The following is a 25,488-nucleotide window of genomic DNA, read 5'->3' on the forward strand; positions in this document are numbered from 1 at the left end:
GATTCGGCTAAAAGTAATAGTGCTTTTAGAATAAGAGGGTAAGCAACCCTATAATCAAGATAAATTAAGCTTTCGGAGGAAAAATGAGTAATATCAGTTTAACAACACTTGGTGGTGTGCGTGAAAATGGGAAAAATATGTATATCGCTGAAATCGATGGGTCTATTTTCGTTTTGGATGCAGGTCTAAAATACCCTGAAAATGAACAACTAGGGGTGGACGTAGTCATTCCTAATATGGACTACCTTTTTGAAAATAGCGACCGTATTGCTGGGGTCTTCTTGACCCACGGACATGCGGATGCCATTGGTGCTCTGCCTTATCTCTTGGCTGAAGCCAAGGTGCCTGTATTTGGCTCTGAGTTGACCATTGAGTTGGCCAAACTCTTTGTCAAAGGGAATGATACGGTTAAGAAATTTAATGATTTTCATGTGATTGATGAGGATTCGGAGATTGATTTTGGAGGAACTGTGGTTTCCTTCTTCCGTACTACTCACTCTATCCCAGAAAGTCTGGGTATTGTCTTGAAGACAGCCGAAGGTAGCATCGTTTATACAGGTGACTTCAAATTTGACCAGACAGCTAGTGAATCCTATGCGACAGACTTCGCTCGTTTGGCAGAAATCGGTCGTGACGGAGTTCTAGCTTTGCTTAGTGATTCAGCCAATGCAGATAGTAATATCCAAGTGGCTAGTGAAAGTGAGGTTGGGGATGAAATCACTCAAACCATTGCAGATTGGGATGGTCGTATCATTGTTGCAGCAGTAGCTAGCAACCTCTCTCGTATCCAGCAGGTGTTTGACGCTGCGGATGCAACAGGTCGCCGTGTGGTCTTGACAGGATTTGATATTGAAAATATCGTCCGCACGGCTATTCGTCTTAAGAAATTGTCTCTAGCTAACGAGAGTCTTTTGATTAAGCCAAAAGACATGTCTCGTTTTGAAGACCATGAGCTGATTATCCTTGAAACAGGCCGTATGGGTGAGCCTATCAATGGTCTTCGCAAGATGTCGATTGGTCGCCACCGTTATGTGGAAATCAAGGACGGTGACCTGATCTATATTGTAACGACACCGTCTATCGCCAAAGAAGCTGTCATGGCACGTGTGGAAAACATGATTTATCAAGCTGGCGGGGTTGTCAAACTGATCACTCAAAGCTTGCGTGTGTCAGGACATGGGAATGCGCGTGATTTGCAGTTGATGATTAATCTCTTGCAACCTAAGTATCTCTTCCCAATTCAAGGGGAATACCGTGAGTTGGATGCCCATGCTAAGGCTGCTATGGCGGTCGGGATGCTGCCAGAACGCATTTTCATCCCTAAAAAGGGAACCAGCATGGCTTATGAGAATGGGGACTTTGTCCCAGCTGGAGCGGTTTCAGCAGGGGATGTCTTGATTGACGGGAATGCCATCGGTGATGTTGGTAATGTAGTCCTTCGTGACCGTAAGGTCTTGTCAGAGGACGGTATTTTCATCGTAGCAATTACCGTTAATCGTCGTGAGAAGAAAATTGTGGCCAAGGCTCGTGTTCACACGCGTGGATTTGTTTATCTCAAGAAGAGTCGCGATATTCTCCGTGAAAGTTCCGAATTGATTAACCAAACGGTAGAAGACTATCTTCAAGGAGATGACTTTGACTGGGCAGATCTCAAAGGGAAGGTTCGTGATAATCTGACTAAGTACCTCTTTGACCAAACCAAACGTCGTCCAGCCATTCTACCAGTGGTCATGGAAGCAAAATAATCGTTGAAATAAACAGAGAGAAAGTCGAGTTTCGGCTTTTTCTTATAGAAAAATAGAGGAAAAATTATGGCAGTAATGAAAATCGAGTATTACTCACAAGTATTGGATATGGAGTGGGGAGTGAATGTCCTCTACCCTGATGCCAATCGAGTTGAAGAACCAGAGTGTCAAGATATTCCCGTCTTGTACCTCTTGCACGGGATGTCTGGCAATCATAATAGCTGGCTCAAGCGGACCAATGTAGAACGCTTGCTTCGAGGAACCAATCTTATCGTTGTCATGCCCAATACTAGCAACGGTTGGTACACCGATACCCAGTATGGTTTTGACTATTACACAGCTCTAGCAGTGGAATTGCCACAGGTTCTAAAACGCTTCTTCCCTAACATGACTAGCAAGCGTGAAAAGACCTTTATCGCTGGTCTCTCTATGGGAGGCTATGGCTGTTTCAAATTGGCTCTTGCTACAAATCGTTTTTCTCACGCAGCTAGCTTTTCAGGTGCTCTTAGTTTTCAAGATTTTTCTCCTGAAAGCCAAAATCTGGGAACACCGGCTTATTGGAGAGGTGTGTTTGGGGAGATTAAGGATTGGACAGCTAGCCCCTATTCTCTTGAAAGTCTGGCTAAAAAATCGGATAAAAAGACCAAACTTTGGGCTTGGTGTGGCGAGCAGGATTTCTTGTACGAAGCCAATAATCTCGCAGTGAAAAATCTTAAAAAACTGGGATTTGATGTGACCTATAGCCATAACGCTGGAACTCACGAGTGGTATTATTGGGAAAAACAATTGGAACGGTTTCTAGCAAGCCTACCAATTGATTTCAAATTAGAAGAGAGATTGACTTAGTTTGAACTTCAGCATAGGGGGAGTAGAACTAAAATAAAATATGTTTTCACTAGACTTTTCAAGCGAAAGTAGTAGAATAGTAATAAGATACTGGATGAAAGATAGTAGGAAATGTACCGTTATCAAATTGGCATTCCCGCATTAGAATATGATCAGTTTGTCAAAGACCATGAATTAGGCAATGTATTACAAAGTAGTGCTTGGGAAGAAGTTAAGTCTGATTGGCAACATGAGAAGTTTGGTGTTTACAGGGAAGAAAAATTACTGGCGACAGCTAGTATTTTGATTAGAACTCTTCCGCTAGGCTATAAAATGTTTTACGTCCCAAGAGGACCCATATTGGATTATGGAGATACAGAACTCTTGAGTTTTGTCATTCAGTCCATTAAGTCTTATGCTCGCAGTAAGAGAGCTATTTTTGTGACTTTTGACCCAAGTATTTGCCTGTCTCAAAGTTTAATTAATCAGGAAAAAACAGAATTTCCTGAAAATCTGGCTATTATTGATAGTTTGCAACAAATGGGAGTAAGGTGGTCAGGAAAAACAGAGGAAATGGGAGACACCATTCAACCTCGTATTCAGGCGAAAATATACAAGGAAAATTTTGAAGAAGATAAACTTTGCAAGTCAACAAAACAAGCTATTCGATCCGCTCGAAATAAGGGTGTAGAGATTCAGATTGGTAGAGATGAATTGTTAGAATCTTTCTCGTTTTTGATGAAAAAAACTGAGAAGCGAAAAGATATCCATTTGAGGAATGAAGCCTATTATAAAAAATTGTTAGATAATTTTAAGGACAAGGCCTACATTACGCTGGCTACTCTGGATATCGCTAAGCGTTTACGAGAATTAGAAGAACAGTTAGCGAAAAACTTAGCGTTGGAAGAGGCGTTTACTGAGTCGACTCGAACTTCAAAAGTAGAAGCCCAGAAGAAGGAAAAAGAGCGTTTGGTAGAAGAAAGAGATTTCTTGCAGAGATATCTGAATGAAGAAAAATCAAACATTCCTTTAGCAGCTACTTTGAGTTTGGAATTTGGTAATACCTCTGTTAATCTATATGCTGGTATGGATGATGCTTTTAAACGTTATAATGCACCAATTTTAACTTGGTATGAAACAGCTCGCTATGCCTTTGAGCGAGGTATGGTGTGGCAAAATTTAGGTGGTGTTGAAAACTCTCTCAATGGTGGACTTTACCATTTTAAGGAAAAATTTAATCCAACGATTGAAGAATACTTGGGTGAGTTTACAATGCCCACCCATCCTCTTTATTCTCTGTTAAGAATCGCTCTTGATTTTCGCAAGGCATTAAGAACAAAACATCATAGAAGGTAAGTACATGGCATTAATTACACTCACAAAAGAAGAATTTCAAGCTTATTCTGATCAGGTCTCTTCTCGTTCTTTTATGCAATCTGTCCAGATGGGGGACTTGTTAGAAAAAAGAGGGGCTCGAATTGTTTATCTTGCATTGAAACAAGAAGGAGAAATTCAAGTTGCAGCTCTGGTTTATAGCTTGCCCATGCTGGGTGGCCTACATATGGAGATCAATTCGGGGCCGATTTATACCCAACAAGATGCTCTCCCAGTTTTTTATGCGGAGTTAAAAGAATATGCCAAGCAAAATGGTGTATTAGAGTTGCTTGTAAAACCTTATGAAACTTATCAAACTTTTGATGGTGAAGGTAATCCAATAGATGCTGAGAAAAAAAGTATTATTCAAGATTTGACTGATTTAGGTTATCAATTTGATGGTTTAAAAACAGGTTACCCAGGTGGAGAACCGGATTGGTTATATTGTAAAGATTTGAATGAGCTAACTGAAAAGACCTTGCTTAACAGTTTTAGTAAAAAGGGGAAAGCTTTGGTGAAAAAGGCTGATACATTTGGTATTCAGTTGAAAAAATTAAATCGTGAAGAACTTTCAATTTTTAAAGATATAACAAAAACAACCTCTGAACGTCGAGAATATAGTGATAAAAGTTTAGAATATTATGAGCATTTTTATGACTCTTTTGGAGAAAAAGCCGAGTTTGTAATTGCTATTCTAAATTTAGGAGAATATATACAAAATTTAATACATAAGCAAAAAGAATTATCTGAAAAAATAGCTACCTCATTACTCTTATTAGAACAATATCCAGATTCTGCACAAAAGAAAAAAGAACACAAAGAGTTGGCTAGGCAGTATGAAAGCTTTGAAGTTCGAAAAGCAGAAGCACGAGAGTTGATTAAAAAATATGGAGAGAAAGATCTTGTCTTAGCAGGTAGTTTATTTATTTATATGCCTCAAGAAACGACCTATCTTTTTAGTGGTTCCTATACTGAGTTTAATAAATTTTATGCACCAGCTTTGCTTCAGAAATATGTTATGTTGGAAAGCATAAAACGTGGGATCCCTAAATACAACTTTCTAGGGATTCAAGGGATTTTTGATGGTAGTGATGGTGTTTTACGTTTTAAACAAAATTTTAATGGTTATATTGTACGTAAAGCAGGAACTTTCCGTTATTATCCATCTCCCCTAAAATATAAAGCTATTCAGTTACTCAAAAAAATATTAGGACGCTAAGATAAGAAAATTGGTCTTTAGCTTTCTTTCAGCTTATTTTAGTAAAATAGACTTTATTTGCTAGAAAGGTGGAGAGACATGCGCTGGATTTTTCGTTTGATAGGGGCTTTCTTTTCTTTTGTGTGGCGTTTGTTTTGGCGCCTGGTTTGGATAGCTTTTCTTTTGTGTGCTTTTGCTTTTGGACTTCTCTGGTATCTTAACGGAGATTTTCAAGGAGCGCTAAAGCAAGCAGAACGGTCAGTAAAAATTGGTCAACAAAGTATCGACCAATGGGAAAAAACAGGGCAACTGCCTAAGTTGAACCAGACAGATAGCCACCAACACTCTGAAGGAAGGTGGCCGCAGGCTTCTGCTCGTATTTACCTAGATCCGCAGATGGATTCAGGATTTCAAGAAGCTTATGTAGAAGCGATTCAGAATTGGAATCAAACGGGCGCTTTTAATTTTGAAATCGTGACTGAGGCCAGCAAGGCAGATATCTTGGCTACGGAGATGAATGACGGAGGTACTCCTGTGGCAGGAGAGGCAGAAAGTCAGACCAATCTCTTGACGGGGCAATTCTTGTCTGTCACGGTACGGTTGAATCACTATTATCTGTCCAATCCTAACTATGGCTATTCCTATGAGCGCATTGTCCATACGGCAGAACATGAGTTGGGTCATGCGATTGGCTTGGACCATACAGATGAGAAGTCTGTCATGCAACCTGCGGGTTCTTTTTATGGTATCCAGAAAGAGGATGTTGAAAGACTTCGAAAATTATATGAGACCAATGAGTAGGGGACTAACTTTCCCTACTTTTTTGCTATAATGGAACTATGAATAACTTGATTAAATCAAAATTAGAGCTCTTGCCGACCAGCCCTGGTTGTTACATTCACAAGGATAAAAACGGCACCATTATCTATGTAGGAAAGGCTAAAAATCTGCGTAACCGCGTGAGGTCTTATTTCCGTGGAAGTCATGATACCAAAACAGAGGCCTTGGTGTCTGAAATTGTAGATTTTGAATTTATCGTTACTGAGTCTAATATTGAGGCACTTCTCCTAGAAATCAACCTGATTAAGGAAAACAAGCCCAAGTACAATATCATGCTCAAGGATGATAAGTCTTATCCCTTCATCAAAATCACCAATGAACGCTATCCTCGTTTGATTATCACCCGTCAGGTCAAAAAGGACGGAGGTCTCTACTTTGGACCTTATCCAGATGTGGGGGCAGCCAATGAAATCAAGCGACTACTGGATCGGATTTTCCCTTTTCGTAAGTGCACCAATCCGCCGTCTAAGGTCTGTTTTTACTACCATATCGGTCAATGTATGGCTCACACCATCTGTAAGAAGGATGAGGCCTATTTCAAGTCTATGGCTCAGGAGGTTTCTGATTTCCTAAAAGGGCAAGATGACAAAATCATTGATGACCTAAAGGGCAAGATGGAAATGGCAGCCCAGACTATGGAATTTGAACGTGCGGCGGAATACCGTGACCTAATTCAAGCCATTGGAACGCTTCGAACCAAGCAACGGGTCATGGCTAAGGATCTCCAAAATCGGGATGTCTTTGGCTACTATGTGGACAAGGGATGGATGTGTGTTCAGGTTTTCTTTGTTCGTCAGGGCAAGCTTATTGAGCGCGATGTCAATCTTTTCCCTTATTATAATGATCCGGATGAGGACTTTCTAACCTATGTAGGACAATTTTATCAAGAAAAATCTCACCTAGTTCCCAATGAGGTACTGATTCCGCAGGATATTGACGAAGAAGCTGTCAAGGCCTTGGTAGACACCAAGATTCTCAAACCCCAGCGTGGAGAGAAAAAGCAACTGGTCAATTTGGCTATAAAGAATGCTCGAGTCAGCCTAGAGCAGAAATTCAACCTGCTGGAGAAATCTGTTGAAAAGACCCAGGGGGCTATTGAAAATCTAGGACGCTTGCTCCAAATTCCCACCCCAGTTCGCATCGAGTCCTTCGATAACTCCAACATCATGGGAACTAGTCCTGTTTCAGCCATGGTGGTCTTTGTCAACGGAAAACCTAGTAAGAAGGATTACCGTAAGTATAAAATCAAGACTGTCGTCGGGCCAGACGACTATGCCAGTATGCGAGAAGTCATTCGCAGGCGCTATGGTCGAGTACAGCGTGACGGTTTGACTCCTCCAGATTTGATTGTCATCGATGGGGGACAAGGTCAAGTCAATATCGCCAAGCAGGTCATCCAAGAAGAACTGGGCTTGGATATCCCCATTGCAGGTCTGCAAAAGAATGACAAGCACCAAACCCATGAATTGCTCTTTGGAGATCCGCTTGAGGTGGTGGAGTTATCTCGCAATTCTCAGGAATTTTTCCTGCTCCAACGTATCCAAGATGAGGTTCACCGCTTTGCTATTACGTTCCACCGTCAACTGCGCTCCAAAAATTCTTTTTCATCACAACTGGATGGAATTGACGGTCTGGGACCTAAACGCAAGCAGAATCTCATGAAGCATTTCAAGTCTTTGACCAAAATCAAGGAAGCCAGTGTGGATGAGATTGTCGAAGTTGGAGTACCTAGAGCGGTTGCAGAGGCTGTGCAGAGAAAGTTGAACCCGCAGGAGGCAGAAGCCTTGCCTCAAGTGGCGGAAAAGAGAGTAGATTACCAAACGGAAGGAAAAACATCATGAACCATAAAATCGCAATTTTATCAGATATTCATGGCAATGCGACGGCGCTAGAAGCAGTTATTGCAGATGCTAAAAATCAAGGAGTCAGTGAATACTGGCTTCTGGGAGATATTTTTCTTCCCGGTCCCGGTGCAAATGACTTGGTCGCTCTGTTAAAGGACCTTCCTATCACAGCCAGTGTTCGAGGCAATTGGGATGATTGTGTCCTTGAGGCCTTGGATGGTGAATATGGTTTGGAACATCCACAAGAAATCCAGTCAATGCGAATGACCCAGTTTTTGATGGAGCGAATGGATCCTGCAACGATTGTCTGGTTACGAAGCTTACCTTTGCTGGAAAAGAAAGAGGTTGATGGGTTGCGCTTTTCTATCTCTCATAATTTACCTGACAAAAACTATGGTGGGGATCTACTGGTTGGGAATGATACAGATAAATTTGACCAACTGCTAGATGCGGGAACCGACGTGGCAGTCTATGGTCATGTCCACAAGCAGTTGCTTCGTTATGGAAGTCAAGGGCAACAAATCATCAATCCAGGTTCGATTGGTATGCCCTATTTTGATTGGGAGGCGTTAAAAAATCACCGTGCCCAGTATGCTGTGATAGAAGTTGAAGATGGGGAATTGGTAAATATCCTATTTCGTAAAGTCGCTTATGATTATGAAGCGGAGTTAGAATTGGCCAAGTCCAAGGGCCTTCCTTTTATTGAAATGTATGAAGAGCTACGTCGTGAAGATAACTATCAGGGGCACAATCTGGAACTATTAGCAAGCTTAATAGAAAAGCATGGGTATGTAGAGGATGTGAAGAATTTCTTGGAGGCTATAAAGTCAGAATATAAGATAGACTAGTTCCTTTAAGTAACTGAAAATTAATTGGAACTGGATGAGGGGATTCCTGATTTAAATGATTTTCTTCATTCGGTTGCTTATCCTTGTTCCAGTTTTTTCCTATGAAAAATCTCTGCAAGCTCTTTCAAAATATGGTAGAATGGAAGCAGTAGAATTAGAAAAGGAAATCGATTATGAAATTTCTTGAATTAAATAAAAAACGTCATGCGACTAAGCAGTTCACTGATAAGCCAGTTGATCCAAAAGATGTGCGTACGGCTATCGAAATTGCAACCTTGGCTCCAAGTGCCCACAACAGCCAGCCTTGGAAATTTGTGGTGGTTCGTGAGAAAAATGCTGAACTGGCAAAATTGGCTTACGGTTCAAACTTTGAACAGGTATCATCAGCGCCTGTAACCATTGCCTTGTTTACAGACACAGATTTGGCTAAACGCGCTCGTAAGATTGCTCGTGTTGGTGGTGCTAATAACTTTTCTGAAGAGCAACTTCAATATTTTATGAAGAATTTGCCTGCTGAATTTGCCCGTTACAGTGAGCAACAAGTCAGCGACTACCTAGCTCTCAATGCAGGTTTGGTTGCTATGAACTTGGTTTTGGCTCTTACAGACCAAGGAATCGGATCAAATCTTATTCTTGGTTTTGATAAATCAAAAGTCAATGAAGTTTTGGATATCGAAGACCGCTTCCGCCCGGAACTTTTGATTACAGTGGGATACACCGACGAAAAATTGGAACCAAGTTACCGCTTGCCAGTAGATGAAATCATCGAGAAAAGATAGAAAGAAGAAAAAAATGACAACAATTGATTTTACAGCAGAAGTAGAAAAACGCAAAGAAGACCTCTTGGCTGACTTGTTTAGCCTTCTGGAAATCAACTCAGAACGTGACGACAGCAAGGTTGATGCTGAGCATCCATTTGGACCTGGTCCAGTAAAAGCCTTGGAGAAATTCCTTGAAATCGCAGACCGTGATGGCTACCCAACTAAGAATGTTGATAACTACGCAGGGCATTTCGAGTTTGGTGATGGAGAAGAGGTTCTCGGAATCTTTGCCCACATGGACGTAGTGCCTGCTGGTAGTGGTTGGGACACAGACCCTTACACACCAACTATCAAAGACGGTCGCCTTTATGCGCGTGGCGCTTCAGATGACAAGGGTCCTACAACAGCTTGTTACTATGGTTTGAAAATCATCAAAGAATTGGGCCTTCCAACTTCTAAGAAAGTTCGCTTTATTGTGGGAACGGACGAAGAATCAGGCTGGGCAGACATGGACTACTACTTCGAGCACGTAGGACTTGCAAAACCAGACTTCGGTTTCTCTCCAGATGCTGAATTCCCTATCATCAACGGTGAAAAAGGAAACATTACAGAATACCTTCACTTTGCAGGTGAAAATGCAGGTGCTGCCCGTCTTCACAGCTTTACAGGTGGTTTGCGTGAAAACATGGTACCTGAATCAGCAACAGCAGTCATTTCAGGTGACTTGGATGACTTGCAAGCTAAACTAGATACCTTTGTTGCAGAACACAAGCTCAGAGGAGAAATCCAAGAAGAAGCTGGTCAATACAAGGTGACGATCATTGGGAAATCAGCCCATGGTGCCATGCCTGCTTCAGGTGTCAATGGTGCGACTTACCTAGCCCTCTTCCTCAGCCAGTTTGACTTTACTGGACCAGCAAAAGACTACCTTGATATTGCTGGTAAGATTCTTTTGAACGACCATGAGGGTGAAAGTCTCAAGATTGCCCATGTGGACGAAAAGATGGGCGCCCTTTCTATGAATGCCGGTGTCTTCCGCTTTGACGAAACAAGTGTTGATAATACCATTGCCCTTAACATTCGTTATCCGAAAGGAACAAGTCCTGAGCAAATCAAGTCAATCCTTGAAAACTTGCCAGTTGCTTCTGTTAGCCTTTCTGAACACGGTCACACGCCTCACTATGTGCCAATGGAAGATCCACTTGTTCAAACCTTGTTGAATGTCTATGAAAAACAAACAGGCCTACAAGGTCATGAGCAAGTCATTGGTGGTGGGACCTTTGGTCGTTTGCTAGAACGCGGTGTTGCCTACGGTGCTATGTTCCCAGACTCAATTGACACCATGCACCAAGCCAATGAATTTATCGCCTTGGACGATCTCTTCCGAGCAGCAGCAATCTATGCCGAAGCTATTTACGAATTGATCAAATAAAATGATAGAAGTCTGAGATGTTATGCTTGGACTTCTTTTTGGAGGGAAAGTAGATGTCTCAAATTGAAAGAATCAAACAGGCTATTATGGCAGATCCGCAGAATGTCAGCTATACAGAGCGTGGCATTGAGCCTCTCTTTGCAGCGCCAAAGACTGCTCGCATCAATATCATCGGTCAGGCACCTGGACTTAAAACCCAAGAAGCAGGCCTTTACTGGAAAGATAAGAGTGGTGACCGTCTGAGAGACTGGCTAGGTGTGGATGAAGATACTTTTTACAATTCAGGCTATTTTGCTGTTTTGCCTATGGATTTCTACTTTCCAGGGCATGGCAAGTCAGGTGATCTGCCACCGAGAACTGGCTTTGCTGAAAAATGGCATCCACAGCTCTTGCAAGAATTACCAGATATCCAATTGACCCTCTTGATTGGCCAATATGCCCAAGCCTACTATTTACAGGAGAAAGTCAGTGGCAAAGTGACAGAACGGGTAAAACATTACCAGAACTACTTGCCAACCTATTTTCCATTAGTTCACCCCTCGCCTAGAAATCAAATCTGGATGGCCAAAAATCCTTGGTTTGAGGCAGAAGTGGTGCCAGATTTGAAAAAAAGAATTAAAACTATTTTATAGTCAATGAAAATCAAAGAGCAAACTAGGAAGCTAGCCGCAGGCTGTACTTGAGTACGGTAAGGCGACGCTGACGTGGTTTGAATTTGATTTTCGAAGAGTATTAGGAGAAAAAGAATGAAAGAAATTTCCTTTGACGCATTTTACCAGCTTTACCAAAATGACCAACTTTCTCTAGTGGACGTGAGAGAAGTGGATGAGTTTGAAGCTCTTCATTTAGAAGGTGCTCAGAATCTTCCTCTGAGTCAATTAGCTGATACTTATGATCAATTGGACAAGGATCAGTTACATTATGTTATTTGTAAATCTGGAATGAGATCGGCGCGTGCTTGCCAATTCTTATCTGAACAAGGTTATGAGGTTATCAATGTTCAGGGTGGCATGTTAGCCTTTGAAGAACTTTAGACATTAGAATTTTCTCCTACTTGGTGTGGACTGGGTAGGGGATTTTATTTTTAGACAATTCTCATTTTTGAGAATCTTGAAAACATTCAATATTTACTTCGTGAAGCTTTTTTCATACTCCTATTCATGATATACTAGGTCAGTATTTTATAAATATGAAGGAGATTTTCATGGCTAAAAAAGGTGCCCTAACAGGTTTACTCCTGTTTGGAATATTTTTTGGTGCGGGGAACTTGATTTTTCCGCCTTCTCTAGGTGCACTATCTGGAGAACATTTTCTTCCTGCCATCGCAGGTTTTGTCTTTTCAGGTGTCGGTATCGCCGTCTTGACTCTTATTATTGGAACGCTAAATCCTAAAGGATATATCTACGAGATTTCAACAAAGATAGCGCCTTGGTTTGCGACTCTTTACCTCTCAGTTCTTTATTTGTCAATCGGTCCATTCTTTGCTATCCCACGTACTGCTACAACAGCTTACGAAGTAGGGATTAGCCCCCTTTTGTCGGATGCAAATAAAGGTCTTGGATTGATTGTCTTTACGGTTCTGTATTTTGCGGCAGCCTATCTAATCTCGCTTAATCCATCAAAAATCTTAGACCGTATCGGTCGTATTTTAACACCAGTCTTTGCTTTTTTGATTGTTATCTTGGTTGTTCTAGGAGCTATCAAATACGGTGGAACAAGTCCTCAAGCTGCTTCAGCTGCTTATCAAGCTTCTGCCTTTGGTACAGGTTTCCTAGAAGGTTACAATACCTTGGATGCTCTTGCCTCAGTTGCCTTCAGTGTCATCGCTGTTCAAACCTTGAAACAACTTGGATTCTCCAGTAAGAAAGAATACATCTCAACTATTTGGGTTGTTGGTATTGTTGTAGCTCTTGCCTTCAGCGCTCTTTATATCGGTTTAGGTTTCCTTGGAAATCATTTCCCGGTACCAGCTGAGGCTATGAAGGGTGGAACACCAGGTGTTTACATCTTGTCACAAGCCACTCAAGAAATTTTTGGCTCAACAGCTCAACTCTTCCTGGCAGCTATGGTTACCGTAACCTGCTTCACAACAACTGTTGGTTTGATTGTGTCAACAGCTGAGTTCTTTAATGAACGCTTCCCGCAAATCAGCTACAAGGTTTATGCGACAGCCTTTACTTTGATTGGATTTGCCATTGCCAATTTGGGTCTTGATGCGATTATCAAGTACTCAATCCCTGTACTGGTTATTTTGTACCCAATCACGATTGCCATCGTTATGATTGTCATTGTCAACAAATTTGTTGCCCTTTCAAAACCAGGTATGCAGTTGACAATTGCTGTGGTTACAGCTATTGCTATTGCAAGCGTACTAGGAAGCTCGTTTAAGGTTGAGTTTCTTGCAAACCTTGTCAACGCTCTTCCTTTTGCCAAGGCATCACTCCCATGGTTAGTACCAGCTATTGTCGGAATCTTGCTCTCATTGGTTCTGCCAAATAAGCAAGAAAGCGATGTTTTTGAAATGGAATAATCATTAAAATCACTTTTGTAGCCAAGTCTACAGGAGTGATTTTCTTTTTTTATCCGATGATAAATGTGTTATAATAGGTAGCAAAAGAGGTGAAGAAATGAATCAAACAGTAGAATATATCAAAGAACTGACAGCCATTGCGTCGCCAACGGGCTTCACTCGTGAGGTTTCGGACTATTTAGTCAAGACTTTAGAAGGTTTTGGTTACCAGCCAGTCCGTACAGCCAAGGGTGGTGTCAATGTGACTATCAAAGGTCAAAATGATGAAGAGCATCGCTATGTGACTGCCCATGTAGATACGCTTGGTGCTATTGTCCGTGCTGTCAAACCAGACGGCCGTCTCAAACTGGATCGTATCGGTGGATTTCCTTGGAACATGATTGAAGGTGAAAACTGTACCGTTCATGTGGCTAGTACAGGTGAAAAAGTATCGGGAACCATCCTTATCCACCAAACTTCTTGCCATGTTTATAAGGATGCAGGAAGTGCAGAACGCACGCAGGACAATATGGAAGTGCGTTTGGATGCAAAAGTAACCAGTTAAAAAGAAACTCGTGCCTTGGGGATTGAGGTCGGTGATTTTATCAGCTTTGACCCACGAACTGTCGTGACAGAGACAGGTTTTATCAAGTCTCGCCATTTGGACGATAAGGTCAGCGCAGCGATTGTGCTTAACCTACTTCGTGTTTATAAGGAAGAGAAGATTGAATTGCCCGTAACAACCCATTTTGCTTTTTCAGTCTTTGAAGAAGTGGGGCATGGGGCTAATTCTAATATTCCTGCTCAGGTAGTAGAATATCTGGCTGTGGATATGGGAGCCATGGGAGATGACCAGCAAACAGACGAATATACAGTGTCTATCTGTGTCAAGGATGCTTCTGGACCTTATCACTATGACTTCCGTCAACATTTGGTTGCTTTGGCTAAAGAGCAAGATATTCCATTTAAGCTGGATATCTATCCGTTTTATGGTTCGGACGCTTCAGCGGCTATGTCTGCAGGTGCAGAAGTCAAACATGCTCTTCTAGGTGCTGGTATCGAGTCTAGTCATTCTTATGAGCGTACTCATATTGACTCGGTGGTCGCAACGGAACGTATGGTCGATGCCTATCTTAAGAGCGCATTGGTAGACTAATATGTGTTTGATTTGCCAGAGAATTGAGCTCATCAAGAAGGGAGAAAATCCCTATTTTGTCAAAGAGTTGGAAACAGGCTATCTTGTGGTTGGAGACCACCAGTATTTTGCAGGCTATAGCCTCTTTCTAGCCAAGGAACATGTCACCGAATTGCATCATTTAGATAAGGAAACTAGAATCCGTTTTCTAGAGGAAATGAGTTTAGTCCAAGAGGCGGTTGCTAAGTCCTTTGCTGCTGAGAAAATGAATATCGAACTGCTAGGAAATGGCGATGCCCATCTTCATTGGCATCTGTTTCCTAGACGAACAGGTGACATGAATGGTCACGGTCTCAATGGACGTGGTCCAGTCTGGTGGGTTCCCTTTGAAGAAATGACAGCAGAAACCTGCCAAGCAAAATCGGATGAGATTGAAAGATTAGTCAAATGTTTATCGTCAGAAGTAGATAAACTATTAGAAATAAAGGAGTAGAAATGAAAAAAAGATACCTTGTCTTGACAGCCTTGCTAGCCTTGAGTCTAGCAGCTTGTTCACAAGAAAAAACAAAAAATGAAGATGGAGCAGCTAAGACAGAGCAAACTGCTAAAGCTGATGGAACAGTAGGAAGTAAGTCTCAAGGAGCTACCCAGAAAAAAGCAGAAGTGGTCAATAAAGGTGATTACTACAGCATCCAAGGAAAATACGATGAAATCATCGTAGCAAATAAACACTATCCATTGTCAAAAGACTACAATCCAGGGGAAAATCCAACAGCCAAGGCTGAGTTGGTCAAACTCATTAAAGCTATGCAAGAGGCAGGTTTCCCAATTAGTGATCATTATAGTGGTTTTAGAAGTTATGAAACTCAGACCAAGCTCTATCAAGATTATGTCAACCAAGATGGGAAGGCAGCAGCTGACCGTTACTCTGCCCGACCTGGCTATAGTGAACACCAAACTGGCTTGGCCTTTGATGTTATTGGGACTGATGGTGATTTAGTAACAGAAGAAAAAGCAGCCCAATGGCTCTTGGACCATGCAGCTGATTATGGCTTTGTTGTCCGTTATCTCAAAGGTAAAGAAAAAGAAACGGGATATATGGCTGAGGAATGGCACCTTCGTTATGTCGGAAAAGAAGCAAAAGAAATTGCTGAGAGTGGTCTCAGTTTGGAAGAATACTACGGCTTTGAAGGCGGAGATTACGTCGATTAAAAAAATAAAATTTTCTCTTGCAATTCTAGATAAATAGTGTATAATAGATGGGTATGTGTAAAGCATACTTGTGGGAGGTAAAAATCTTTAATTACCGCCAAAACCACAAAGGAGGATTTAAAAATGGCTAAAAAAGTCGAAAAACTTGTAAAATTGCAAATCCCTGCTGGTAAAGCTACACCAGCTCCACCGGTTGGACCTGCTCTTGGTCAAGCTGGTATCAACATTATGGGATTCACAAAAGAGTTCAACGCTCGTACAGCTGACCAAGCTGGCATGATCATTCCAGTTGTTATCTCAGTTTACGAAGATAAATCATTTACTTTCGTTACGAAAACACCACCAGCTGCTGTTCTTTTGAAAAAAGCTGCAGGTGTTGAAAAAGGATCAGGTACACCTAACAAAACTAAAGTTGCTACAGTTACTCGTGCACAAGTACAAGAAATTGCAGAAACTAAGATGCCAGATTTGAACGCAGCAAACGTAGAGTCTGCAATGCGTATGATCGAAGGTACTGCTCGTTCTATGGGATTCACTGTTGTTGACTAATCAATAACACCCCCAATATAACCCGCAAGACTTCATCATTTCGAGAAGTGACGTGGGAGATGAAAATCGATTGAACCACTTACAAGGAGAATAGAAAATGGCTAAAAAAAGCAAACAACTTCGTGCTGCTCTTGAGAAAATCGACAGCACAAAAGCATACAGCGTAGAAGAAGCTGTAGCACTTGCAAAAGAAACTAACTTTGCAAAATTTGACGCAACTGTAGAAGTTGCTTACAACTTGAACATCGACGTTAAAAAAGCTGACCAACAAATCCGTGGAGCAATGGTATTGCCAAACGGTACTGGTAAAACTTCACGCGTTCTTGTTTTCGCACGTGGTGCAAAAGCTGAAGAAGCAAAGGCTGCTGGTGCAGACTTTGTTGGTGAAGATGACCTTGTTGCTAAAATCAACGATGGTTGGTTGGACTTCGACGTAGTTATCGCTACACCTGACATGATGGCTCTTGTTGGACGTCTTGGGCGTGTCCTTGGACCACGTAACTTGATGCCAAACCCTAAAACTGGTACTGTAACAATGGATGTTGCAAAAGCAGTTGAAGAGTCTAAAGGTGGTAAAATCACTTACCGTGCTGACCGTGCAGGTAACGTTCAAGCAATCATCGGTAAAGTATCATTTGAAGCTGAAAAATTGGTTGAAAACTTCAAAGCTTTCAACGAAACAATCCAAAAAGCAAAACCAGCTACAGCTAAAGGAACTTACGTAACAAACTTGACTATCACAACTACTCAAGGTGTTGGTATCAAAGTTGACGTAAACTCACTTTAATCAGTAGTTTATAACAGAGAACGAGTGCGAAAGTGCTCGTTTTTTTGTCTTTAGTTATTGATTCTAAAGAATCGATGTGGCTTCATTCGTTTTTTCTTTTATGATTTAGGAGAAAAAATAATTGAAAAAAATTAGAGAAAGTTTTGTATTCTATTATTGAAATTGTTGAGGTTACGGGATAAAATCCGAACGATTTTTTTCTAGAGGTATTAATGGTAGATGTATAGATAAGTGTATAGATTCTTAAAAATGTTAACACAAGCTTATAAAACGTCCACAAATATAATAATTAGGTTATAAAAATAATGAAAACATAAAATATTCAATTAAAAAATAAAAGTAAAAACCCGTACGTTATATTCGGATGTTTGTTTTAAATCTCATCAAATAAAAATATTATTTAATGAGATTTAAAAAAATAAAATAAAAAGTGAAAGATTTATAAGAGATTTGACGATTCAAAATAAAAAGTGCTTGCAAAATATTTGAAAATATGGTATTATAATTATGCATGTTAATTGTGGATGATAAAAATTCCTCTTTTAAGTTTTAAGAGAGGAATTTTTATTTTTTTATTTTTGTCTATATATTAAATTTTAAAATCCCATATTATATATAAAGTAAGATAAAGTTTATATTTTATCCATAATAGATATAATATAGCTATAAATACTTATATAATGCAAATTCAAATATTATTACCACATTCACACCAGAGAAAGATTATGTATGAACTGGTGAAGGAGTAACTGTTGTAAGAAAAGATAAAGCAGGAAAAACAATCTCTGCTAAATACACTCCAACAGTTCGTCCGGGTACAGACTATGTAGATGAAAATGGTAAAGAAATTCCAGAATTCCCAAGTAAAGATGGAGAAAAACCTAAGAAAGATATTCCAGGCTACCGCTTTGTGGAAACTAAACCACTTCCAAACGGAGATGTTGAGCATATTTACAATAAAAGTAACGCCACCAGCTCCAACACCTTCACCTGTTCCTCAACCAAATCCAGGTAATCAAAATATTACAATTTGGACAGATGAAAATGGAAATCCAGTGAAACCATCTGAACCAGGTTCTAAAGAGCCAGGAACAATTCCAGATTACGAATATGTGAAGACTGTGACGGTCAAAATGGAAGTATCAGACATATCTTCAGAAAAGTTCAAACTCCAGCTCCAGTTGAACCAAGTCAACCAGTACAACCGGTAGAGCCAGCAATGCCTGAACAGCCAGCTAAACCTCAAGTACCGGCTACTCCAGCACAACCAGTACAACCAACAGCAGTGAAAGAAGCTGAAGGTAAGCGTGAATTGCCAAACACTGGTACAAAAGACAATGCTAGCCTTGCAGCACTTGGACTTCTCGGAGTATTGAGCGGATTTGGTCTTGTAGCTCGCAAGAAGAAAGAAGATTAAGTTAAACAATTTCTAATTAGCTAATCTAATCCACATCAAATAGAAAACCGATGATTTATTTCATCGGTTTTTTGGCTCTTATCCAACATTAAATGAGAATTTTTAAAAGCTAAATCAGAAATTCTAAATGAATTTAGTTGAGATTGGCATTCAATATAGTTTTAAACATCAAAATACATATGATGAAAGATTTTTTTTAAAAAATCAAACGGGTTGAATTAATAAATATACAAAAATAAAATATCTAGCAATGGAAATTAATGAAAATTATATATATATATATATATTAACTTCAAAAAGGTGTTGAAATGTAAAAAAATATTGAAAAAGAGCTAAAAGTATTGATTATTTTATATAATTCAGATAATTTCGACTATTTTTTAGAGAATGATATAAATAAAAATTTAAATTATTTATGTTGTTTTCAAGCAAATAAATTGAATATATCTAGCTAGTGTGATAGTATGAATATACATGTTTCAGAAAAAAATATAGTACTTGAGGCAATCCCTTCATTTATAAATGAAATGAAGTGGTTTTGGTTTTTACTATATCTATAAACATGATATAAAAAAAGGAGGTTGTTAGTCTAGATGAAAGGCAAGCAACAACAAGATTTTAGAACAGAAAAGTACATTCGTTACGGTATTCGTAAATATAGCTTTGGAGCAGCATCAGTAGCCATTGCAGCTGGTTTAATGTTCCTTGGAAATGGTGCAGTATCAGCGACGGAAGTGCAATCAGTGGAAACAACTATCTCAACTCCTGCTCCTAGTCAAGATGATAAGGAAAAGGCTGAGGCTAAAGTTGAAACAGTAGAAACTGTAAAACCAGAAACTGAAACAGCTACAGAAGTGAAGCCTGAAGTTAAAGTAGCAAATAAAGCTACACTTGAAGCTAAAGTTGCTGCTTTAGAATCTAAACTTTCTAACGCTAAATACGCAGATGCTTCAGTAGTAAGTTCAGCTAAAGAGGTATTGGCAACAGCTAAAGCAACTCTTGCAAAAGCAGAAGCTAGTCAAGTAGAAGTAGACAAACAAGTTGAAACTGTTGTAGCTTTGAGGACAGTTGTCGCTGAGTCTGATGTGGCTGGCTTAGAAAAGAAAGAAGCAGCTGATAAGGAAGCAGCAAAAGCTGAAGCAGAAAAAACTGCTACTCCAGCTGAAAAAGCTTTTTCAGTAGCAACAACAACACTTACACAAGTATCATCAGAAGCTGAAGTAACAAATAAATTAGCTGAAACTGAACTTGCTAAGGCGGATGTTAAAGAAGAAAATAAAGCAGCTGTTGCAGCAGCTGTCGCTAAAAACCAAGCCGTTCTTACTGAAACAAAAACACTTTTGGCAGATAAGAGTGTCACAAAAGAGCAAGTAGATGCTCAATTGGAGCGCCTCAACGAATCTATTCTTGCAGTTTACAATGAATTGAAAAATGCAGGTATTGGGCGTGATGGCAAGTTTTCTGTCAACTTAGCAGATGTTGCTGATACAGTTACGACTCCACCGCTTTCAGAAGAAGAGCAAATCAACCACTGGAAGAAGTATGCAGATAAGAACACAGGACGTCTGACAAAACAAATCAAGTGGTTTGACATTTCAAATCCGAAAGCGAAAATTGAAAATCTTGGTGCAGGTGATAAACTTCAAGTGGGAACAAAATTCACTCAAGAAATTTCACCTGGATATGTTGTAACCTTAACAGTTACTAAATTGGCACCATTTAACTCAACGGATGAGTATAAAAAACGTGGTGGAGCAGGATATGATGCTAATGCTGTTAATGAGTACAAAGATGGAACTCCAGCTGAATTAAAAGTAGTAACTCAAGGAGGTTACTCTGTTGCAAAAACAAATGGAATGGATACTAAAGGTAGAACAGTTATCCAATCAGTTAAAGATGGAGCTAACGTAGGGGTGGAATTCTCTGTTAAATCTACTTTAAACGGAAAAGAAGTGCCTTCGAACGTTGTATTCTTAACAGGGGAAGAAGCAGGTTCATCTGAAGTTGAAATTTACAAAACGGATGGGGATGGATTTGAATTAGTAACAGAGTTGTCAAACTCAACTGTCACAAATCAAGAAACAGCTCGTTCATATACTGCGGTAACATACGAGAAAAGAACATTGGCTTCAGCGGGACATGGTCAAAATGCTGAAGGTAAACAGTTTGGAGTAGTATACACAGTAGAAGAAAACGGTCCTAAACCTGCATTTGACAAATTCAAAGCCGATAAAGCTGCAGGATTCTTCAATACAACAGTGACATCAGATACGGTTATTGCGATGAAAGCAGAAGATGGCAAATACCACACAGATGGATTAGGAACACAAGTTTTCGGACCGGTATCAACTCACCGTGAATCAGGATTCTCTACTCCATTAGTCATGACACGTAATGCTAAAAACATCGGAATGTACATCTTTTCTGCAGGTCAACAAGGATCTATGCTAGGCTTCATGGTTCTAGATGAAGGGGATGCTCCAGCTTCATACGGACGCGTAGCCCACTCAATTTCTAAGTCTGATGGACAAAAACAACCATACCTAGGTTCTGTTCCAGCTGATGTTGACGTTCGTACAACTCCAATTAACAAAACAACTGCATTTGTATACGATGATATCAATGGTATCGGTGATGCGGATGAAGGCGCTCGTCAATTACTTGGTGACCAAGTAGCTCCAAACGATAACTACAAACTTAAAAAAGTTAATGATGGAACTTACTCAATGACCTTCGATGCCCACCTAGACGGAGAAGCTAAAGCTTACGTTAACGGTTGGATTGACTTTAACAACAATGGTAAATTCGATGAAGGTGAAGCTGCAGGGGTTACTGAAGTAACACAAGATGGAAAAGTTACACTAACTTGGACAAACAATTACCAAAACGTGGACACAAGTGCTACAAAATTAGCTACTCGTTTACGTATTGCATACGACAAAGCTGACGTTAAGGAAGCGACTGGAATTGCCTACTCAGGGGAAGTAGAAGATTTCCAAATTCAACAAACAATTCCACCACGTGGAACTAAAAAAGAAACTACAGATGTACAAGGTGCTACTCAAACATCTACTGTAGCATTTAATGCATACGGTCAAAAGAACTATGATTTTGATAAAGACAATGCTATTGATACGACAGTTAAATCACAAATCGTTAAACCAGATGGTACATTAGTAACAGATGCTGACCTAGTAGATGGATACTATGTAGTACCAGGGCAAGGTAAATACAAGATTACTGATAATGGTGCAAATGTAGATGTAGAATTTATCCCAGAAGCAAACTTTGTAGGAACAGCAGATGGTATCACCATCCGTCGTACTGATATCAACGGTAATACCACTGGTTGGGGTAATGAGGGACGTCAAATCGTCGGTGGTGAAGGAGATGCCAAAGACCAACTAAACCTAGTAAGTGAACAAGTTCAATTAACTGGATTGGCAGCTAAAGGTTCTATGGATGGTCGTTACATCCCAACAGTAACTCCAAAAGAAATTGTTGGAAAACCTGAAGAATCAACAGATATCCAAGGAAAACCACAAACTAAAACACCTAAATTCTCAATCAATGTAGATAAAGATGGTGACGGAACTGCACCAGATGCAGTAACACCAAGTGAACAATATCCAGCTAAATTGGTAGATCCAGCGACTGGAGCACCAACAGATGAAAAAACTGTAACTGTAAAAGGTGAAGGAACTTATACAATTGATCCAACAACTGGAGCGGTAACATTCACTCCAGAACCACAATTTACAGGAACTGCTAAAGGCATTGATGTATCATTAACAGCACCAGTAGGTCAAGACAAAAATGGTCAACCTGCAACAGCTACTGCTACTGCTAAGTACACACCAACTGTAACAGGTGTAACCCCAACAGCAGCACCATCTACTTCAACTGGTGTTCAAGGTGAAATTCAAAAAGGAACACCAACATTTACAGAAGGAAATACAGAAGTACCAATTAAAGAAAACTCTGTAAAACTTCTTAATGCAGATGGAACAGAAGCAAATGGACCAGTAGATGCTTTAGATGAAAAAGGTAAAAAGGTTGGTGAATACACTGTTGACCCAGCGACAGGAGAAGTAACCTTCAAACCAACAGACAAATCTTACACTGGTAAAGTACAACCAGCTAAAGTTCAAGCTGAAGATAAGAATGGAACAAAAGTTTCTACAACTTACACACCATCTATCGTAGGTGTAACACCAACAGCAACTCCAGATGAATCAGCAGGAGTACAAGGTGAAACACAAGAAGGAACAGTATCATTCGCACCAGGTGAAACAACAATTGGTGGTGAGAAGAAATCAGTTCCAATCAAAGCAAACTCAGCTAAATTGTTGAATGCAGATGGAACAGAAGCAAATGGGCCAGTCGATGCATTAGATGAGAATGGTAAAAAGGTTGGTGAATACACAATTGATCCAGCTACTAACAAAGTAACCTTCACACCAACTGATAAGACTTATGTTGGTAAAGTTCAACCAGCTAAAGTTCAAGCTGAAGACGAAAATGGAACAAAAGTATCAACAACTTATACACCAACAATTGTAGGAGTAACTCCAACATCTACGCCAGCTACAACAACAGATGTACAAGGTAAAACTCAAGAAAGCACAGTTTCATTTGAAGCTGGTAAGACAACGATTGACGGTAAAGAGAAATCTGTAAAAATCGATCCAGATACTTACACACTTCTAGATGAAGATGGAAAACCAGCTAAAGAGGTACCAGCTAAAGATCCAGAAGGAAACGTAATTGGTAAATATACTCTTAAAACTGTAGATGGAAAAGCTGTTGCAGTATTCGAGCCAACAGATAAAACATATTCAGGAGATGTACAACCAGTACGCGTTCAAGCTAAAGATAAAAATGGAACAGCTGTAGAAACAACTTACACACCGAAGATTACTCCTGTAACACCAACAGCAGAAGCAGCTAAATCAGAAGCTATCCAAGGTGACACTCAAAAAGGAACACCTTCATTCGTTCCTGGAGACAACATTGCTCCAATTAAAGAGAATTCATACAAACTTCTAGATAAAGAAGGAAATGAAGTTTCAGCAGGACAAACAACTCCAGCTTATGCTGAAGACGGAGTAACGCCAGTAGGTACTTACTCAATCGATCCAGCAACAGGAGAAGTAACCTTCACACCAACAGAAAAATCATACACTGGTAAAGTAACACCAGCTAATGTTCAAGCAGAGGACACAAATGGAACTAAAGTTTCAACAACTTATACTCCATCAATCATTCCTGCACAACCAGAAGCAGAACCTGCTAAAACTGTTGATGTTCAAGGTGCAACTCAAACTGGTAAACCAGAATTCCAAGGCGGAACAGCTATGGTTAACGGTGAAGAGAAAACTGTAGAAATGGACGATACAGTACCAGCTAAATTGGTAGATCCTAAGACTGGAGATAAAGTAGATTCATTAACTGTTGAAGGCGAAGGAACATATACAGTAGCTCCAGACGGCACAGTAACCTTCAAGCCAGAACCAAAATTCACAGGTGTAGCTAAAGGTGTTGAAGTAGTTCGTCAAGATAAGAACGGAACTCCAGCTAAAGCAACCTACACACCAGAAGTTAAACCAGTAACACCAACAGGAACAGACGCTGTAACAGAAGATGTTCAAGGTTCAACTCAAACAGGTAAACCTGAATTCAAGGGTGGAACAGTAACAATCGATGGTAAAGAGAAAACTGTTGAAATCAATGAAGATAAACCAGCTAAATTGGTTGATCCAAAAACAGGAAATCCAGTTGATTCAGTAACCATCGAAGGCGAAGGAACATACACAGTAGCTCCTGACGGAACAGTTACCTTTACACCAGCGAAGAACTTCACAGGTAAGGGAACTGGTGTCACAGTTCAACGCGAAGATAAGAACGGCACACCAGTAACAGCTAAGTACACACCAGTTGTAAAACCAGCAACACCAACAAGTTCAGATGTTATCACTACAAATGTTCAAGGTGCAATTCAAGAAGGAACACCAACATTTGAAGGTGGAAAAGTAACTGTAAACGGTAAAGAAAAAACTGTTGAAATCGATGAAACTGTAAAACCAACATTTGACGATGGCACAACTGAGAAGAAAGTACCAGGCGAAGGAACTTACACAATCGACGAGAACGGTAAAGTAACCTTCACACCAGAGAAAACATTCACTGGTCAAGCAACAGGTGTAACAGTTAAACGTGTTGACAAAAATGGAACACCAATCACAGCTAAGTACACTCCAGTAGTCGTTCCAGTAACTCCAACCTCAAAAGATTCTGAATCAGAAGGTCCTAAAGGACAAACTCAATCAGGAACACCAACATTTGAAGGTGGTAAAGTTACAATCAACGGTAAGGAAGTTCCAGTTGAAATCGATGAAACTGTTAAACCAACATTTGACGATGGCACAACTGAGAAGAAAGTACCAGGTGAAGGAACATACACTATCGATGAAAACGGTAAAGTAACCTTCACACCAGAACCTGACTTCGTAGGAAAAGCTAAAGGTGTAACAGTTAAACGTGTAGATAAGAACGGTACACCAGTAACAGCTAAGTACACTCCAACAGTACATCCAGATACTTCACATGTTGATAAAGACGGTAACCCTCTTTCACCAACAGAAGACGGAACTAAACCATCTAAAGATATCCCAGGATATAAAGTAGTTAAAACTGAAATCGACGAAAAAGGAAATGCAAAACATATCTATGAAAAAGTGACAACAACTCACAAAGATAAAGATGGTAATGTAATTCCAGGAACAACTACTGAGGAAGGTACAACTCCTAAGAAAGATATTCCAGGTTACCGCTTCGTAGAGACTAAGAAACTTCCAAACGGCGATACAGAGCACATTTATGAGAAAGTTAAGACAAGTCACAAGGATAAAGACGGAAACGAAATTCCAAACTATCCAACAGAAGACGGCGAACAACCTAAGAAAGATATCCCAGGTTACCGCTTCGTAGAGACTAAGAAACTTCCAAATGG

General features: G+C 40.1%; 17 protein-coding genes and 2 pseudogenes. All 19 read left to right on the plus strand.

All coding sequences use genetic code 11. From position 1 onward, the window contains the following. The first annotated feature begins 83 nt into the window (after positions 1–83). The gene (locus F9B91_RS00425; RefSeq protein ID WP_150922219.1) at positions 84–1,745 is read left to right on the plus strand and encodes a ribonuclease J; all 1,662 of its coding nucleotides are present in this window, start codon (positions 84–86) and stop codon (positions 1,743–1,745) included. 66 nt (positions 1,746–1,811) lie between these two features. Continuing rightward, a complete protein-coding gene (locus F9B91_RS00430) occupies positions 1,812–2,591 on the plus strand; it encodes an alpha/beta hydrolase (protein WP_150922220.1) in 780 nt (259 codons plus the stop codon). 111 nt (positions 2,592–2,702) lie between these two features. After that, positions 2,703–3,926: an aminoacyltransferase gene (locus tag F9B91_RS00435; RefSeq protein ID WP_150922221.1), complete on the plus strand. Its 1,224-nt coding sequence runs from the start codon at positions 2,703–2,705 to the stop codon at positions 3,924–3,926. A gap of 4 nt (positions 3,927–3,930) precedes the next feature. After that, positions 3,931–5,163 carry an aminoacyltransferase gene (locus F9B91_RS00440; protein WP_001174043.1) on the plus strand — a complete coding sequence of 411 codons (1,233 nt, stop codon included), beginning with the start codon at positions 3,931–3,933 and terminating at the stop codon, positions 5,161–5,163. Between the two features lie 78 nt (positions 5,164–5,241). Continuing rightward, a complete protein-coding gene (locus F9B91_RS00445) occupies positions 5,242–5,943 on the plus strand; it encodes a M57 family metalloprotease (RefSeq protein WP_150922222.1) in 702 nt (233 codons plus the stop codon). A gap of 38 nt (positions 5,944–5,981) precedes the next feature. After that, the gene (gene uvrC / locus F9B91_RS00450) at positions 5,982–7,823 is read left to right on the plus strand and encodes an excinuclease ABC subunit UvrC (RefSeq protein WP_049544824.1); all 1,842 of its coding nucleotides are present in this window, start codon (positions 5,982–5,984) and stop codon (positions 7,821–7,823) included. Continuing rightward, positions 7,820–8,674: a metallophosphoesterase family protein gene (locus F9B91_RS00455; protein ID WP_150922223.1), complete on the plus strand. Its 855-nt coding sequence runs from the start codon at positions 7,820–7,822 to the stop codon at positions 8,672–8,674. Before uvrC ends, F9B91_RS00455 begins: the two co-directional genes overlap by 4 nt. A gap of 173 nt (positions 8,675–8,847) precedes the next feature. After that, entirely contained in the window at positions 8,848–9,453 is a 606-nt protein-coding gene (locus F9B91_RS00460; protein ID WP_150922224.1) for a nitroreductase family protein, read from the plus strand. Between the two features lie 13 nt (positions 9,454–9,466). Beyond that, positions 9,467–10,867, plus strand: coding sequence for a dipeptidase PepV (pepV, locus tag F9B91_RS00465; protein WP_150922225.1), 1,401 nt, complete (start codon positions 9,467–9,469; stop codon positions 10,865–10,867). 53 nt (positions 10,868–10,920) lie between these two features. Then, positions 10,921–11,499, plus strand: a complete 579-nt coding sequence (locus F9B91_RS00470; RefSeq protein ID WP_045604694.1) for a uracil-DNA glycosylase family protein — start codon at positions 10,921–10,923, stop codon at positions 11,497–11,499. Between the two features lie 114 nt (positions 11,500–11,613). Beyond that, positions 11,614–11,901, plus strand: a complete 288-nt coding sequence (locus F9B91_RS00480) for a rhodanese-like domain-containing protein (RefSeq protein ID WP_000659133.1) — start codon at positions 11,614–11,616, stop codon at positions 11,899–11,901. Positions 11,902–12,071: 170 nt separating this feature from the next. Then, positions 12,072–13,397, plus strand: coding sequence for a branched-chain amino acid transport system II carrier protein (gene brnQ / locus F9B91_RS00485; RefSeq protein WP_191962378.1), 1,326 nt, complete (start codon positions 12,072–12,074; stop codon positions 13,395–13,397). Between the two features lie 97 nt (positions 13,398–13,494). Then, positions 13,495–14,532 (plus strand): annotated as a pseudogene (locus F9B91_RS00490) (M42 family metallopeptidase). Position 14,533: 1 nt separating this feature from the next. Beyond that, on the plus strand, positions 14,534–15,004 hold the full coding sequence (locus tag F9B91_RS00495; protein ID WP_150922227.1) for an HIT family protein: 471 nt from the start codon (positions 14,534–14,536) through the stop codon (positions 15,002–15,004). 2 nt (positions 15,005–15,006) lie between these two features. Beyond that, positions 15,007–15,723, plus strand: coding sequence for an LD-carboxypeptidase LdcB/DacB (gene ldcB, locus F9B91_RS00500; RefSeq protein ID WP_150922228.1), 717 nt, complete (start codon positions 15,007–15,009; stop codon positions 15,721–15,723). A 123-nt stretch (positions 15,724–15,846) separates the two neighbouring features. Further along, entirely contained in the window at positions 15,847–16,272 is a 426-nt protein-coding gene (gene rplK / locus F9B91_RS00505; protein ID WP_001085809.1) for a 50S ribosomal protein L11, read from the plus strand. Between the two features lie 97 nt (positions 16,273–16,369). Continuing rightward, positions 16,370–17,059: a 50S ribosomal protein L1 gene (gene rplA, locus F9B91_RS00510; RefSeq protein WP_001085675.1), complete on the plus strand. Its 690-nt coding sequence runs from the start codon at positions 16,370–16,372 to the stop codon at positions 17,057–17,059. 817 nt (positions 17,060–17,876) lie between these two features. Beyond that, positions 17,877–18,476, plus strand: a pseudogene (locus F9B91_RS12140) (LPXTG cell wall anchor domain-containing protein); the annotation flags it as partial. A gap of 593 nt (positions 18,477–19,069) precedes the next feature. After that, the coding region (locus tag F9B91_RS00525) for a GEVED domain-containing protein (protein ID WP_225306536.1) at positions 19,070–25,488 on the plus strand (6,419 nt) is incomplete at its 3' end.

Origin of the sequence: Streptococcus mitis (assembly GCF_008763935.1) — a bacterium.
Taxonomy (GTDB): Bacteria; Bacillota; Bacilli; order Lactobacillales; family Streptococcaceae; genus Streptococcus; species Streptococcus mitis_DB.